This window comes from Roseateles sp. (assembly GCF_039595595.1).
In the GTDB taxonomy this organism is placed as follows: Bacteria; Pseudomonadota; Gammaproteobacteria; order Burkholderiales; family Burkholderiaceae_C; genus Roseateles.
In genome coordinates this window covers 187,957-201,453 of sequence record NZ_JBCNLG010000003.1, presented here as the reverse complement: position 1 = coordinate 201,453, position 13,497 = coordinate 187,957, and the positions used below count along the sequence as shown (strand labels likewise).

13 protein-coding genes are annotated in these 13,497 nt (G+C 71.9%); 1 reads left to right on the top strand and 12 read right to left on the bottom strand.

Going from position 1 to position 13,497, the window contains the following annotated elements; genetic code table 11:
* The first annotated feature begins 85 nt into the window (after window positions 1–85).
* Window positions 86–2,143 (top strand): alpha/beta fold hydrolase, encoded by a 2,058-nt coding sequence (locus ABDW61_RS06045; protein WP_343637234.1) that lies wholly within the window; start codon window positions 86–88, stop codon window positions 2,141–2,143.
* A 6-nt stretch (window positions 2,144–2,149) separates the two neighbouring features.
* On the opposite strand, the gene ABDW61_RS06040 is transcribed toward ABDW61_RS06045, so the two are convergent.
* The 12 genes from ABDW61_RS06040 to ABDW61_RS05985 form a co-directional block, all read right to left on the bottom strand.
* Complete coding sequence (locus ABDW61_RS06040; RefSeq protein ID WP_343637232.1) at window positions 2,150–2,809, bottom strand: DUF2621 family protein; 660 nt, start codon at window positions 2,807–2,809, stop codon at window positions 2,150–2,152.
* A gap of 46 nt (window positions 2,810–2,855) precedes the next feature.
* Complete coding sequence (locus tag ABDW61_RS06035) at window positions 2,856–3,794, bottom strand: roadblock/LC7 domain-containing protein (protein WP_343637230.1); 939 nt, start codon at window positions 3,792–3,794, stop codon at window positions 2,856–2,858.
* Complete coding sequence (locus ABDW61_RS06030) at window positions 3,791–4,192, bottom strand: roadblock/LC7 domain-containing protein (protein ID WP_343637228.1); 402 nt, start codon at window positions 4,190–4,192, stop codon at window positions 3,791–3,793. The genes ABDW61_RS06035 and ABDW61_RS06030 overlap by 4 nt, the downstream gene beginning before the upstream one ends.
* Before the next feature lie 4 nt (window positions 4,193–4,196).
* Entirely contained in the window at window positions 4,197–4,601 is a 405-nt protein-coding gene (locus ABDW61_RS06025) for a hypothetical protein (protein WP_099861251.1), read from the bottom strand.
* A 44-nt stretch (window positions 4,602–4,645) separates the two neighbouring features.
* The gene (locus ABDW61_RS06020; RefSeq protein WP_343637225.1) at window positions 4,646–6,097 is read right to left on the bottom strand and encodes an ATP-binding cassette domain-containing protein; all 1,452 of its coding nucleotides are present in this window, start codon (window positions 6,095–6,097) and stop codon (window positions 4,646–4,648) included.
* Window positions 6,094–6,672 (bottom strand): GTP-binding protein, encoded by a 579-nt coding sequence (locus tag ABDW61_RS06015; RefSeq protein WP_343637223.1) that lies wholly within the window; start codon window positions 6,670–6,672, stop codon window positions 6,094–6,096. The genes ABDW61_RS06020 and ABDW61_RS06015 overlap by 4 nt, the downstream gene beginning before the upstream one ends.
* Before the next feature lie 2 nt (window positions 6,673–6,674).
* Window positions 6,675–7,139, bottom strand: coding sequence for a hypothetical protein (locus ABDW61_RS06010; RefSeq protein WP_343637221.1), 465 nt, complete (start codon window positions 7,137–7,139; stop codon window positions 6,675–6,677).
* 134 nt (window positions 7,140–7,273) lie between these two features.
* Window positions 7,274–8,593 (bottom strand): DUF3526 domain-containing protein, encoded by a 1,320-nt coding sequence (locus tag ABDW61_RS06005; RefSeq protein WP_343637219.1) that lies wholly within the window; start codon window positions 8,591–8,593, stop codon window positions 7,274–7,276.
* Window positions 8,590–9,993 carry a DUF3526 domain-containing protein gene (locus ABDW61_RS06000; protein WP_343637217.1) on the bottom strand — a complete coding sequence of 468 codons (1,404 nt, stop codon included), beginning with the start codon at window positions 9,991–9,993 and terminating at the stop codon, window positions 8,590–8,592. Before ABDW61_RS06000 ends, ABDW61_RS06005 begins: the two co-directional genes overlap by 4 nt.
* Window positions 9,990–10,724 (bottom strand): ABC transporter ATP-binding protein, encoded by a 735-nt coding sequence (locus ABDW61_RS05995; protein WP_343637215.1) that lies wholly within the window; start codon window positions 10,722–10,724, stop codon window positions 9,990–9,992. The genes ABDW61_RS06000 and ABDW61_RS05995 overlap by 4 nt, the downstream gene beginning before the upstream one ends.
* On the bottom strand, window positions 10,724–12,895 hold the full coding sequence (locus ABDW61_RS05990) for a TonB-dependent receptor (RefSeq protein ID WP_343637213.1): 2,172 nt from the start codon (window positions 12,893–12,895) through the stop codon (window positions 10,724–10,726). The genes ABDW61_RS05995 and ABDW61_RS05990 overlap by 1 nt, the downstream gene beginning before the upstream one ends.
* Before the next feature lie 195 nt (window positions 12,896–13,090).
* Entirely contained in the window at window positions 13,091–13,495 is a 405-nt protein-coding gene (locus ABDW61_RS05985; protein ID WP_343637211.1) for a DUF2946 family protein, read from the bottom strand.
* Window positions 13,496–13,497 lie beyond the last annotated feature (2 nt).

The window sequence follows — 13,497 nt, the reverse complement described above, 5'->3', positions numbered from 1 at the left end:
TCCTCTGGAACTTGCTGATTCATGTTGGCCTGGAACCGTCACAGAATCCGGCCTCACGAAAATGCTTTCAATCAGGGGGAGAGGAATGACCGAAACGAAGGGAAGGCGCCGCGCCGTGCTCGCGCGGCTGTGCGCGCTCGGTGTGCTGGGTCTTGGCAGCCTCGGCGCGATGGCCCAGGGGGGCGCCAACACTGTGCCGGCGGCCGCCGGCACGCCGCCGCCGATCGCCGATTTCTTCCGCGATCCGCAGGTCCGCCGTCCGAAGATCTCGCCCGATGGGCGCGCGATCGCGCTGGTCGTCAGCGCGCCGGGCGGTCGCAGCGCGCTGGCGGTGCTTGAACTGGAGCGCGACAACACCATCACCCAGGTCGAGAGCTTTTCCGATTCCGACATCGCGTACTTCGCCTGGGTGGGCAGCGACCGGCTCGTGTACACCTCGGGCAAGGACGAAGGCGGCAAGCGCAGCGATTCCAACACCTCGGGCCTGTGGACCGTCAAGCGCGATGGCTCCGGGCGGCGTCAACTGATCCTGACGCGCTATGCGCAGGAGAGCCGGATCGATTCGAGCATCATCACGCGGGCGTTGCCCTTCCAGTGGTCGCTCTATGGCGTGCCGGACGACGACAGCGGCGAAGTCATCGTGGGCTACGGCCGCTTTGACGTCCGCTGGGACCTGAAGTCGGCGCAGTTGGCGCGATTGAACGTCGACACCCAGCAGCGCCGCGTGCTCGAGGCGCAGGCTCCGGAGAACGCGGTCGGCTGGTGGCTGGACGCCGTGGGCGAGCCATGGGCGCTGACGACGCTGACGGAGAACCGCACGGCGCTCTATTACAAGCAGGCCGGCGCCTGGAAGCTGGCGCAGGAGGGGGAGGTGGTGCGGTCGCCCACGGTCATGCCGTTCGCCTCGGATGGCCGCGGCCTGCGCCTGGTGGTGGATCGCTCGCCGGCGGGCACGATGGCGCTTTATCGCGTCGATCCCGAGACCTTGAAGCCGGAGGCCCAGCCGCTGGTGTCGCTGCAGGGGTTCGACTTCGACGGCGGCGCCGTCTTCGATCCGGAAAGCCGTCGGCTGCTGGGCCTGTACTACGAGAACGACGCCCCGTCATCGCACTGGTTCGACCCCGTGCTGAAGGCCATGCAGGCGGCGGTGGACCAGGCCTTGCCCGGACGGGTCAACCAGCTGGAGTGCCGGCGCTGTCTCAAGACGCAGAGGGTGCTGGTGACCTCCTGGTCCGACACCCAGCCGCAGGAGTTCTATGTCTATGACCACGCGGCGAAGAAGTTGAGCGCCGTTGGCGCCTCGCGGCCCTGGATCCGTGCCGCCGACATGGCCACGCGGGAACTCAGCCGGATCCGGGCGCGCGACGGCCTGGAGCTCCCGGTGATGGTGACCATGCCCAGGGGCCGGGCCGCGGGTCCGCGCCCGGCGGTGATGCTGATCCATGGCGGCCCCTACGTGCGCGGCACGCATTGGATGTGGGACGACGAGGCGCAGTTCCTGGCCTCGCGCGGCTATGTCGTGATCGAGCCCGAATTCCGCGGCAGCGAGGGTTATGGCGAGCAGCTCTTCAGGGCCGGCTGGCGCCAGTGGGGCCTGGCCATGCAGGACGACATCAGCGATGCGCTGGCCTGGGCGGTCAAGCAAGGCTGGGTCGATCCAAAGCGCGTCTGCATCGCAGGGGCGAGCTATGGGGGCTACGCGGCGTTGATGGGCTTGATCAAGGATCCGGGCCAATACCGCTGCGGCGTGAGCTGGTCCGGGGTGACCGACCTCGACTACCTGTTCAGCCTGAGCTGGAGCGACGCCAGCGAGGTCACCCGCCGCTACGGCCTGGTCGCGTTGATCGGCGACCGGGAAGCGGATGCCGAGCGTCTGCGCCGCACGTCTCCGCTGCGCCGCGCCGCCGACCTCCAGGCGCCGCTGCTGATCGGCCATGGCCTGGACGATCGCCGTGTCCCGATCGACCACGCGAGCGACCTCCGGCGCGCGCTCGAGAAGGCCGGTCACTCGCAGGTCGAGTACGTCACCTACCCCGGCGAAGGCCACGCCTGGCGGATGCTCTCGACCAAGACCGATTTCTACGGCCGCATGGAGCGCTTCCTGGCCAGGCACCTGGGCGCCGCGCCGGGCCAGGCGCCATGATGAGGGCTAGGGCGCGTCCCACTCCGCCTGATACCTGGAGACGTCGATGCCGGCCTCCAGCAGCGGCTTGCGGTTGCGCTCGCGCGTGATGCGCGGGCTGGCGAGGATGAAGCCGCGAATGACATCCTCCGTGCCCACGCTGTGCTGCGGACCGGCCAGGCTTTCCGTCACGCGGGTCACCTTGCGGCGCGCCAGCGCCCGGAACAGCGCCGGCACCCCCTTCAGCAACTGCTTCAACAGCGCGTCGGCCTCCGGGCTCCAGGTCTTGACCTTGGGCAGTTCCGGCGCGGTGTCGTACTCGTCTTCGCTCAGATGACGCCAGACGCAGATCGCGTGGCCATCCTCGTCGCGCAGCGTGGCGGCCAGCGTGGACTCCGCGCTGCGCTGCGCGGCCTGGGTCAGCGTCAGGCCGCTCAGGACCAGCGCGTTGACGCAGGCTTGCACATCGCCGACACGCAAGCGCAGGGTGCAGCGATGTTCCACCCGAGTGACCTGCACCAGGCGCAGCGTGATGGTGCCGCCGGCGTCCAGATCGATCCAGCCGTCGCCTCTGGCCGTTTCGCAGAAGCCCAGCAGGTCTCGATGGATGCGCAGCGCCCGCGCCAGATCGGTGGTGGGCAGGTCGGCATGCGTGATGCCGAAGACGGCAAGGGCGGTCGATGTCATGGCGCGTCGAGGAGGCAGGGGTGGAAAGGCGGAAAGCGGCGCGGCCTCAGGCCGCGTTCAAGGGGGCCAGCAGCGCGGTCATGCGGGCGCAGCCCTGCGCGCCCGCATGGCGGAGCAGCGCGGCGGGCACGTGCGGCGCGGCGTGCAGCGCCAGCAGGTACGGCAGCGCACCGATGGCGGAGAAGTACCACGGACCGCTGTCGGTCCACACGAGCACTTCCCGGGCGCCTGCGCCTTCGCGCAGCGGACGCAGGTGCGTGTCCATCTCGTCCAGGAGGAAGGCTGACGTCGCCGAAAGCGCGTCGGGCTGCACGATCCCGGTCGCGGCCAGCGCCAGACCGTCGCGCGAGGCGATCGCCGTGCTGAGCAGGCCGGGGCACTGGTCGGCCAGCCTGCGCAGTTCCCAGGCGAGCAGGTCCTCGAGCGGGCGGGCGGCCTCCAGCGGCGCAGCCGGCGCGGCTGCCACGAGCGGCACGTCCTGGCGCGCCAGACGGCGCGCGAGCCGCACGAGCGGCGGGCATCGCTCATGCGCGAGGCCCCGCAGGACCAGAGCATAGGCGGCGGCACTTGCGCCGTCGCCGATCTTCAAGGGCACGCGCACGTCGGCGGGCGGCGCGGCCAGGTCCGGGGCGCCGCCGGCCTGCGCCAGCACCAGCCCGTCGCCGTCGAGCAGCGTGGCCTGCGAGGCGCCCAGCGCCACCATCGCCGCGAGGTCCGACTGGATGCCGGCCCAGTGCCGGTCCGGATTGCCGGGCCGCGTGAGCGAGGTGTCGATGCAGCCCGCCCCCTGGAGCTCGAACATCAGGCGGGCCCAGACCTTCAAGGGCCTGGCCGGCAGTGCCGCGAACTCGCCGGGATCCCAGGCGCGGCCGGGGTCCCGCCGCAGCAGCGCCTGCAGCAGGATGCTGGCGTCATCGCGGCGCGTTCCCGAGAGGCCGCGCATCACGCCCAGCGGCGTGAGATCGACGTAGCGCAGGGCGGTCACCGCGCCCCGCCCATCAGGCCGGCCATCGCCTGCGCCGCGGTCCGCGCTCCGATGAGGAGGCGGCCCAGCGGACATTCGGGCGATGCCGCGACCGCCAGTACACCGTGCTCGCCCGTGCGCGTGAGCAGGACGGGACCCGCCTGCCCCTCCAGGATCAACTGCTGGAGCTCGCCGCGCTGCGCCTCGCGGGCGGCGCGGCCGCCCAGCGCGAGCAGCGCCGCGCACATCGCGCCGAAACGGTCCGGGTCGATGTCCGGGCTCAGGACGGAGGCCACCACGCGGCCGTCGCTGGTCATCAACGCGCAGGCTTCGATGGCGTGGTGATCGCCGCGCAGCGCGCGCAGCACCGAGCGTGCCTGGCTGCACTGCGCCGTGGAGAGGGCCTCGAGGGGTGTCATACGCTCAGAGCGCCGCTTCCACCTCGGGCATCGCCATGCGTGCCTTGGTCAGCACCATGCCCAGGTTGGCGCCCTTGCGGCACACGAAGGTGGCGACCTGCTGCTGGCGCTTGCCGCGCAGGAACACGTGAATCAGGTTGTCGCTGTTCACGATGATCTCCTGGAAGTAGTGATGGCCGTCCTCGGGCACGCCGCGGGCCGAGCGGAACAGCCGTTCGATGGCCACCACGCTGGGGCCCTGGAACAGGTCGGCGGTGGCGGCGGCGAGCATCTCGATGACCTCCTGAGGATGCGAGTCGACGGTCTTGACGCCCAGCAGCATGCCGGAGGCCAGGTCGACGAAACCGGTGGCGACGCAATCGGGAACGCTCGTGATGGCCTTCTGGAGGGCCGCGTCAAGTTTGGACATGGGATGCCTTTCGTTGGAAGAGGAACAGGGAAGCCAGGGAACGGCTAAGAGGGGAACAGGGAAGCGCGGGCCTCGGGCGCCCGCCGCGACAGGCCCGCAAAGGCCTGCGGCGCGCCCGCGACGGCGCGCGCGAATCGGTTCAGGAATTCGATCTGCGAGGCGGACTGCACCCATCCCGGATGACGCTGCCGCACCTCCCGCAAGGCCTGGCCCCCGTCCAGGCGCCCGCCATGACGCCAGATCCAGTAGGCGGCCAGCAGCGTGCCGGTGCGGCCCAGGCCCGCGCGGCAATGCAGGGCCACGACCTCGGCGCGGTCCAGCCACTCGTCCAGGCAGCGGCACAGGCGCAGCGCCTGGTCGGCCGTCGGGGGCTGCATGTCGGTGATGGCCTCGTGGCTGACGGACATGCCGCAGGCGGCGGCCCGCCGGGCGTCGAACGGCCGGTCCGTCAGCGACACCAGCCGCGTCACGCCAGCGTCCTGCAACAGGCTCAGGTCGTAGTCCGCCGGATGCACCAGGCCGGGCCATGGCGTGCCGGCGAGTTGTCCGGGCATCAGCCAGGCGAAGCCGGTGGGGCCGAGCGAACGGGCACGGGCCGGCGCGGGCGCGTTCACTGGCGCCATCGCGGGCGCGATGAGGGGCGCGATGACGGGCGCGATGACGGGCGGCACGGCGGGCGCCAGGCGTTCGGGTTCGGGAGCCGCGGCCTCATGGGTGTCGGCGCCGATGACCGCGAGCGGTTCCTCGGGGCAGGACCCGGTGCGCAGGAACTGGCGTCCGGCGTCCGAGCGCGGCCCGCCGAAGAAGGCGTGGGCCGGCCCGAACTCCTGGACGCGCCCGCTGGCGATCAGCAGGACGTGATCCGCCACCGCCCGGGCGTGGCCGAGGTGATGCATCGCCACCAGCAGCGAGCGCTGCGTCCCGAGCAGTCGCAGCAGGTCCACGATGGCCGCCGTGTGATCCGCGCGCAAGCCAGCGGTCGGTTCGTCCACCAGCATCAGCGGTGTCTCATGCAGCGCCGCGCGGAGGATGGCCACCAGGCGCTGATCGGCCGGTGGCAGGTCGAGCACGGCGGACCGCAGGTGCCCGATCAGGCGCTGCAGGCCCAGCGAGTCCAGCCACGCCGACACATGCCCGGTCTGCTCGCGAGCGGTCATGCGCGAGCGCTCCGGCCATCCATCGACCAGGTTCTCGAACACGCTGGAGATCATCAACTGGGTCTTCTGCATGACCAGCGGCGGGCGCTGCCCCGCCGCCCGGTACCGCCAGCGGCCGTCGAGCCGGAGCAGGGGGTGTGCGTCGTTGGCGCCGGACAGGGTCCGCAGCAGCGTGGACTTGCCGGTGCCGCTGGGACCCAGCAGCACGGTGACGCCCTGGCCGGGCAGATCGAGATCGATGTCCGTCAGGACACGGCGCTCGCCATACGAGACGCCGAAGCCTCGCAGCGCGAGCATCGGGCCGTCCGGCGCATCGCCGTGTTCCGCCAGGACGTTCATGCGAGACAAGGGCGATTCCTGAAGCGCTGCTGGACTTCCAGCATGGCGGCCAGCCCGATCAGCAGGGCCCGCACCTCATTGCTTTCGCGCGCGTCCAGGGCCTGCACCGGCGGTGAGCAGGACAGGCAGCCGCAGGCGGCCCGGGCCGGACGCAGCACGGCGTCATAACGGGCGAGGTCGTGATCGGAACGGCCTTCAACGTGGGTCACGCCGACCATCAGCGGACGGCGTTTCTGGCCGGGCCGCATCAGCAGCGCGTAGTAGTGCGCCAGATCCGCCACCGGATCCTGGGCGCTGTCGTCGATCAGCAGCAGCACGCCTTCGCATTGCTCCAACAGGATCTCCCACATGAAGTCGAAGCGCTCCTGACCGGGCGCGCCGTACAGGACGATGCGGTCGCGTTCATCGAGCCGCACCACGCCCAGGTCCATGGCCACGGTCGTGGTCGCCTTCAGCAGCGCCACCTCGTCGGACGGGCGGACGTCGGTGTCGACCGTCTCGATGTCGCTGATCGCGCGGATGGCGGTCGTCTTGCCGGCGCGGACGGGACCGAGCAACAGGATGCGGCTTTCCATCCTCAGCTCCTCAGCCGCTTGAGCAGCTTGCTCCAGAGGCTGTCGGCGCGCGCCGGCTCCTCGGTGCCGACCACCGGGGAGGCTGTGGCCGCGGCTCGTCCGGCCGCGCGCAGGCATCCCTGGTGGCGCAGTTCGCGGAGCGAGGCCCGCACGGCCGCCACGGGCAGATCCAGCCGCCGATGGATGAGGAAGCTGGCCGATGGCGACTGTGCCAGCAGCGCGCAGATCCGCGCGATGTCGACCTGCTGCTCCGCGGGCAGCCGCCGCAACTGGGGCCAGCCCACCAGCGCGATCACGGTGGAGGACGCCAGGGCCTCGTCGAGCGCGGCGGCGTCGGGCGGGTCGGCGAAGGCGGAGAGGGCGAAGCCGGTGTCGTCGTCCGCGTACCGGCTGTCAGCCAGCACGGCGTGCCGTCCCGCTTGTGGCGGGCTGTCCTCCGCGGCGGGAGGTCGGGATTCTGAAGTCATGAACTGCGCCTCGTCTCCTGGCGCCGCGCGCCGGGTGCCAACGGACGGCGGGCTTCGCGGGAAGCGGGCGCCATTGCGTTGTAGTGTTTCGTCGATTTTGTAGTGGAACGACTACAAAAAACCAGCGAACAATGTCACGAACGGGGCGAGTTTTTGGGTGGCGGGCCCGCGCGAGGCAAACCGCCGATGTCCGCCGGGCTGAGTCCGCGCCGGTCCATCACCTTGGGGACGAGGAACGCGCGCCAGCGATCCTCGAAGGCATCGACCTCGCGCAGGTAGCGGGCGTGGCTGGCCGTGTCGGTGCCGGCGAGGCGCTCGCCGGTCAGCACGAGCGCGAGCCCGGGCGACGCCCACGCCCAGCGCTCGACGAATGCCGCCTGCTTCAGGCGGCGCTCGTCGAAGCGGCGCATCAGCGGGCGCAGCCGCTTGTCCTGCTCGAGCACGCGCGGCACGAAGCTCGCGGGCCAGACCGCCGGCAGCGAGGCGGGGACGTCCGGATGACTCGCGTACCAGGCGCGCGCGAGCGCGTCCTCGCGCTCCTCGCTGTCCTGCTGCGCGTCGCGGATCGTGATGATCGCCGCGAGGCGCGAGGGCATCGGCGATGCGCGCTCGGCCAGCACCGCGAGGCCGGCCGGCACCGCGAAGGTCAGCAGCAGCCAAGCGCCGAGCGCGAGGAGCATCGCCGCGGCGCCCGAGACGGGCAGGCACGACAGCAGGCCGCCGAGCGCCACCCACACCGCGGCGAACGCCGCGAGCGCCGCCACCCAGAACGTGGTGGCCGCCAAGGACGCGCCCGGATCCAGCAGCAGCGCCGGCAAGGTGCCGAGCATCGCGACGCCGCACAGCGCCAGCCATCGCCAGCCGAGCGCCGCGGCCATCACCGGCGCGAGTCCATGGCTGGCCTGCACGCGCAGCAGGCCGAGACGGCCCTGCTCGCGCTCCTCCTGCAGCAGGCCGGCGCAGAGCGCCAGCGCGACCAACGGCAACAGCAGCGCCACCATCGCGGGCACGCCGGGCAGGCCGCCTTCGGTCAGCAGCGGATTGCGCAGCGCGCCCAGCGGACGGGCGTCGACATGGCGGCTGTCGAGCGTCGCTTTCTCGCGGACCGGCAGCACCTCCAGCCGCTGAACGCCCAGCGCCAGCCCATCGCCCACCGGCATGCGCGTCGCGCCGAGTTCACCGCGTCCGAGCTGGTACGTGGCTTGCGCGGCGGCCGGTCCGGGCGGCCTCTCGCGGAACTGGCCGAGCGCCGCCTGGCGCGCGGCAGCGAGCCGGATCTCGTCCTCCGTCGCGGCCTGTCGCCACGCGCGGGCTTCCAGCCCCGCCGCAGTCGAGACCGCGATCAACACCGTCAGCAGCGCGCCGAGCGTCACCCGCGCCAGCGGCAACCGCCGCAGCCTCAGGCCCTCGGCGCGCCAGATGTCGAGTGATGGCAACACGTTCAAGCGCTTCATGGGGCCACTCTCCGCGCGGTGAGGGCGAGCGCGGTCAGCGCCGCCACCAGCCACAGCGCGAGCGCCGCGAAGTCCGGCCACGCCGAGCGCAGCGCGAAGCCAATCCCGGGAGGCTCATAAGTCCAGACCGGCATCGCCTGCCACTGCGCATCGCCTGCGTACTTGCTGTCGAAGGAGGTGACGCCACGTGTCGCCCGCAGGTCCCATTCATCCATCAGCGTGGTGAAGCGCTGCCGGTACTGCTCGGCGGCGTCCTCGAAGTGACGCCGATGGGCCAGATCGGTCCCGGCCAGCGCGCTGCCGATCGCGCGCATCGGCGCCATCGGGCTGGGCCAGGTGATGCCGCGCAGCAGCACCTGCTGGCGCAACTGCGCCTCCCACAGCGCGCTGAAGTGCAGCGCGTGGACACGCGCCGCATAGGCGTCGCGGAATATCCGCCGCTTCGCATTCGCGCCGAAGGGCAGATCCTCGAGCCGGGTCACGCCGTGCTCGGCGAGGAGGGCGGCTTCATGCGCGCGCAGCCGCTCGCTCGCGGTGCCGTCTCCGGGCAGACCCTGCTCGATGTCCCTGGCGATCGCGTCCCAGAAGGCCTGACCAGTGGGCAGCGGCGTCGAGCGCTCGACCAGCGCGGCGCCCAGGCGCGGCACGACGAACATCGTCATCACCCACGCCGCGATCAGCACCAGCAGCGCCGCACGCGCGCTGCGGCTGTGCATCGACACCAGCACGGTGAGCGCCGCCCACACCGCGTAGTACGCGATCAGCGCCGCGCCCAGCACCAGCGCCTGCGGCAGGCCGCGCCGGTCGACGACCAGCCACGCGCCGATCAGCAGCGCGGGCATCAGCACCAGGCCAACGCCCGCGCACAGGCCCAGCCACTTGCCCAGGACCAGCGGCCGGGCGCGCGCGCCGCAGGCCTGCAGCAGGCGCAGCGTGCCGGACTCGCGCTCCTGCGCCACCGTGCCGTGGCCAAGGACCGCGATCAGCAGTGGCACCAGCGTCAGCAGCACGAAGGCGGGCGTCAGGCGGCCAAGCCCGATCGATGGCGGCGCGTCGGCCGCGGGCGCGAACTTCGCCATGTTGCGCCGGTGCGGCTCCAGCCACAGCGCCTGGCCGGCCTGCGCGTCGATGCCCGGCTCGACGCCGGACAGCGGTGACGCCGGCTTGAACGCGTACAGCCCGAAGTGGGCGCCGCGATGCGGGTGCTTCTCGCCCTGGTGATCCCATTGCGAGCGCGACGCGGCCTCGACCTCCCGCCGTTCCTGCCCGGCCTGCCGCAGCCCCGACTGGGCCGTTGCCAGCATCGCCGCGAAGAGCAGGAACAGCGCCCCGCCCAGCATCCACAGGCGGCCGTCGCGCAGCAGCGCGCGCGTTTCCTTCAACACCAGCGCGCCCATCATGGCGACACCTCATCCGCGGCGCGCGCGTGGCGCAGGTAGATGCGCTCGAGCTCGTCGTGCGCGACGTCGCGCGCCTGGAGTTCCGCGACCAGCCGGCCGTCGCGCAGGATGCCGATGCGGTCCGCGACCTGCAGCGCGTTGAACAGGTCGTGCGTCGCCATCAGGATCGCCAGGCCTTCATCGCGCGCCGCGAGCACGCCGCGCGCGAACTCGTTCGCCGCCGACGGGTCCAGGCCCGAGGTCGGCTCGTCGAGCAGCATCGCGCGGGCCTGGCGGGCGCGCGCGATCGCCAGACCGACCTTCTGCCGCATGCCTTTGGAATAGCCGCCGACACGGCGCGCCAGCGCCTCGCGGGGCAAGCCGGCCGCGCGCAGCAGCGCGCGGGCGCTGTCCAGGGAGAGGCGCAGGCCCGACAGGGTGCAGAAGTAGCGCAGGTTCTCGATGCCGCTGAGGTAGGGATAGAGCGCGACGTTCTCCGGCAGGTAGGCGATCCGCGCGCGTGCCGCATGCGGATCGCGCGAGGCATCGATGCCGTCCACCAGCGCCTGGCCGGAGGCCGCGGTCACGAAGCCCAGCAGCGCGTTCAGCGCGGTGGTCTTGCCGGCGCCGTTGCCGCCCAGCAGCGCGTAGACGCAGCCGGCGGGCACCTGAAGGTCCAGGGCGTCGAGGGTGATGCGATCGCCGCGGCGGATGACCAGGCGCCGGGTCTCGAGCAGGGGAGCGGCGCTCATCAGAAGAACACCTTCAGCGAGGCGCCGACCGTGCTGCGCGGCACCGGCGACAGCATCAGCCCGGCCGCGCTGCCATAGGCGATCTCCGAGGCGAAGCGCCGCGGCTGGAACACAGCGTACAGCGTGGCCTGCATCGATGCCCAGTCGTAGCTCGCACGCAGGTCGTAGCGCGTGTAGGCGGGCATCGTGCGTTCTTGCGTCTGCGGCGTGCCCGCGTAGTACGGAATGCCGCCGAGGTAGTAGGCATCGGCGTTCAGCGTCAGACGGCCGGGGCCGAGCGCGAGGCGGTGCTGCACGCCGGCCTTGAACTGACGCGCGGGCACGGGCAGCTTCGCGCCGGTATTGGGGGCGGGGTTGTTGATCGAGGCTTCGACGATGCGGGCGGCGCTGGCGTAGACGCTGGTCGAGGGGGCGAGCTGCCAGCGTGCATCGAGCTCGAAGCCCTTGCGCGAGGTGTCGCCGACGGATTTGAAGGAGCCATCGAGCTGGCCGGTGATCTCGTCGTCGTTCTGGATGAGGTAGGCGGTGCCGGAGACCGTCCAGCCGGTGAGCGGCGCGGCGGTAAAGCCGGCGTCATAAGAACGCACCTTGCTCGGAGCGACCGCGCTGACGATGCCGCCTGGCGCGCCCAGCGGGCCGGGCGCGCCGCTGCTGCTGATCTGCTCGGCGGCCGGCGATCGCATGCCCTGCGCGATGTTGGCGAACAGCTCCAGCGACGGCGTCACCGACCAGGACGCCCCGAGCTTGGGCGTCGTCACGCCCTTGCGGTAGCCGGTGCTGGCGGCCGGCAGCTTGAGGTTGGCGATGTCGTAGTCGAAGCGGTCGTGGCGCGCGCCGGCGCTGAGCTTGAGATCGCGCAGCACCCGCCATTGCGCTTGCGCGAACACGCCATAAGTGAGCAGGTCCAGGTCGTGCGCGTTGACGTAGTTGCCGGTGGCGGCGCGGCGGACTTCGATGCGGCGGAAGGCGTCGCCGCGATCGGCGCGGGCCTCGGCGCCCAGCAGCAGCGTCGCGTCTTCACCAAGCCGCAGATGGCGCAGCGCGCGGCCGCCAAAGATGTTGCGATGGTCCACGCCCACCGTGTGCTGCGTCGCGCTGGTCATGAGGCCGCGCGTGCGGTCGAAGCGCTCGGCGTAGGCGGTCGCATGCCAGCCGATGTCGCCGTCGGCGGGCGCGCGGTTCAGCACCAGCATCGTGCGGCGCGCGTTGCCGAAACCGGGATTGCCCGCCTGCGTCGAGCGGGGATCCAGGCCCCGCTCCAGGTCGGGCAGCAGCAGGTAGCCGGCGGCGTCGAAGCGGGCGACGTAGCGGGTCAGGCGCAGGCTGTAGCGGGCGTCGCCGACGCGCGTTCCGAGCTTCCAGAACAGCGTGTCGCGGTCGGTGCGGGAGTCGCGGCGATAGCCGTCGTTGCGATAGACGTCGGCGATGAGCAGCGAGTCGATCGCCGCCAGCGCGCTGTCCGCGCCGCCGCCGAGGGTGCTCGACAGCACCAGCGAGGCGCGGCGAAGGCCGTGTCGTTCGATGGTCACGCCGAGGCTGGAGGGCGTCGCCGCGCCGGCGTCGCGGGTGCGGATGTCCACCGCGCCGGCGCGATTCTGGTCACCGAAGAGCGCGGAGATTGGTCCCTTCACGACATCGATGCCGCCGATCATGTCGCCGCTCAGCCATTCGAGGAAGGCGGGGCCGTGGCCTGCGCCGCCCTGGCTGGAGGGGATGTTCTGCGGGACGCCGTCGACGAGGATGGCGGTGTCGGCGCCGTGCGTGCCCTGCGTCGCGAAGCCTCGCATCCGAAAGCCGTTGCCGGTCTCGCCTTGGTCGATGTTATGGGCCAGCACGCCGGGCACGCGGCGGAAGACGTTGGAGATGTCGCGGCCGATGTTGGTGGCGGTGATGTCCTCCTCGCCCAGATGCTGGACGGCGGCGGGCAGGGCGGCGGGCTTGAGCGAGAGCTCGTTGCGGTCGCCGGGCTGGCGCGCCGGCGCCGTGGCGCGGCCGGAGACCTCGACGCGGCGCAGCGCCTGCGCGGAGGGCGGTGCTTCGGACGACGCGGGCGCATCCGTGGATTGGGCAGGGGCCGGGCACGAGGCGAAGGCGAGCGACAACGCGAAGGACAGGCGCGCCGGCGCGAAGGCAAAGCGGCGGCCCAGGGCAGGGGATGTGGAGAGGTTCATGGCAGGACGAGACAAGCCCCGCGGCGCGCCGGAGAGCAGGCGCGCGCGGGCAGGCTGCCGCGCGGGATCGCGGGATCCGTTCAGGGCAGCGCTGGGCTGGAAATGGCGCGATGCGCGGCGGCCGTCCGGCGCTGATGGCGCGGACGGGACGCGGGCGAGGCGAACGGGGGTGTCAGGCGCCCGGAGACGGACGCGTCAGGCCTGGGGCGGCCCGCGGGGATCGGCGGCGAGCGCGCAGCGTCCGGTGGGGAGGCCGCGCGGCGGAGCGGCGGGAGGCGCGCTGGCTTCGGCGTGGAAGACGAAGGGCGGAGGCAGGTGCGCGGCGATGGCGTGCTGCGCATGGAACAGGCACCAGGCGCAGCCGGCGCCGGTCGCTTCGGAAGACCCAGTGTCGTCGTGATCGTCGGCACCGGCATCGACGAGCCCTGCGGCGTTCAGTGACGCGTTCAGCGACGCGTCGAAGACGGCTGCTGCGTTGGCCACCTGCTCGGCGATGGGCTGGCTCACATGCCGGGCTTCGTGCAACGGCCATGCCAGCAGGAGGCTCGCGACCGTGAGGGCGAGCATCCACAGGCGGATGGAGCGGCTGAAGCGGGGCATGG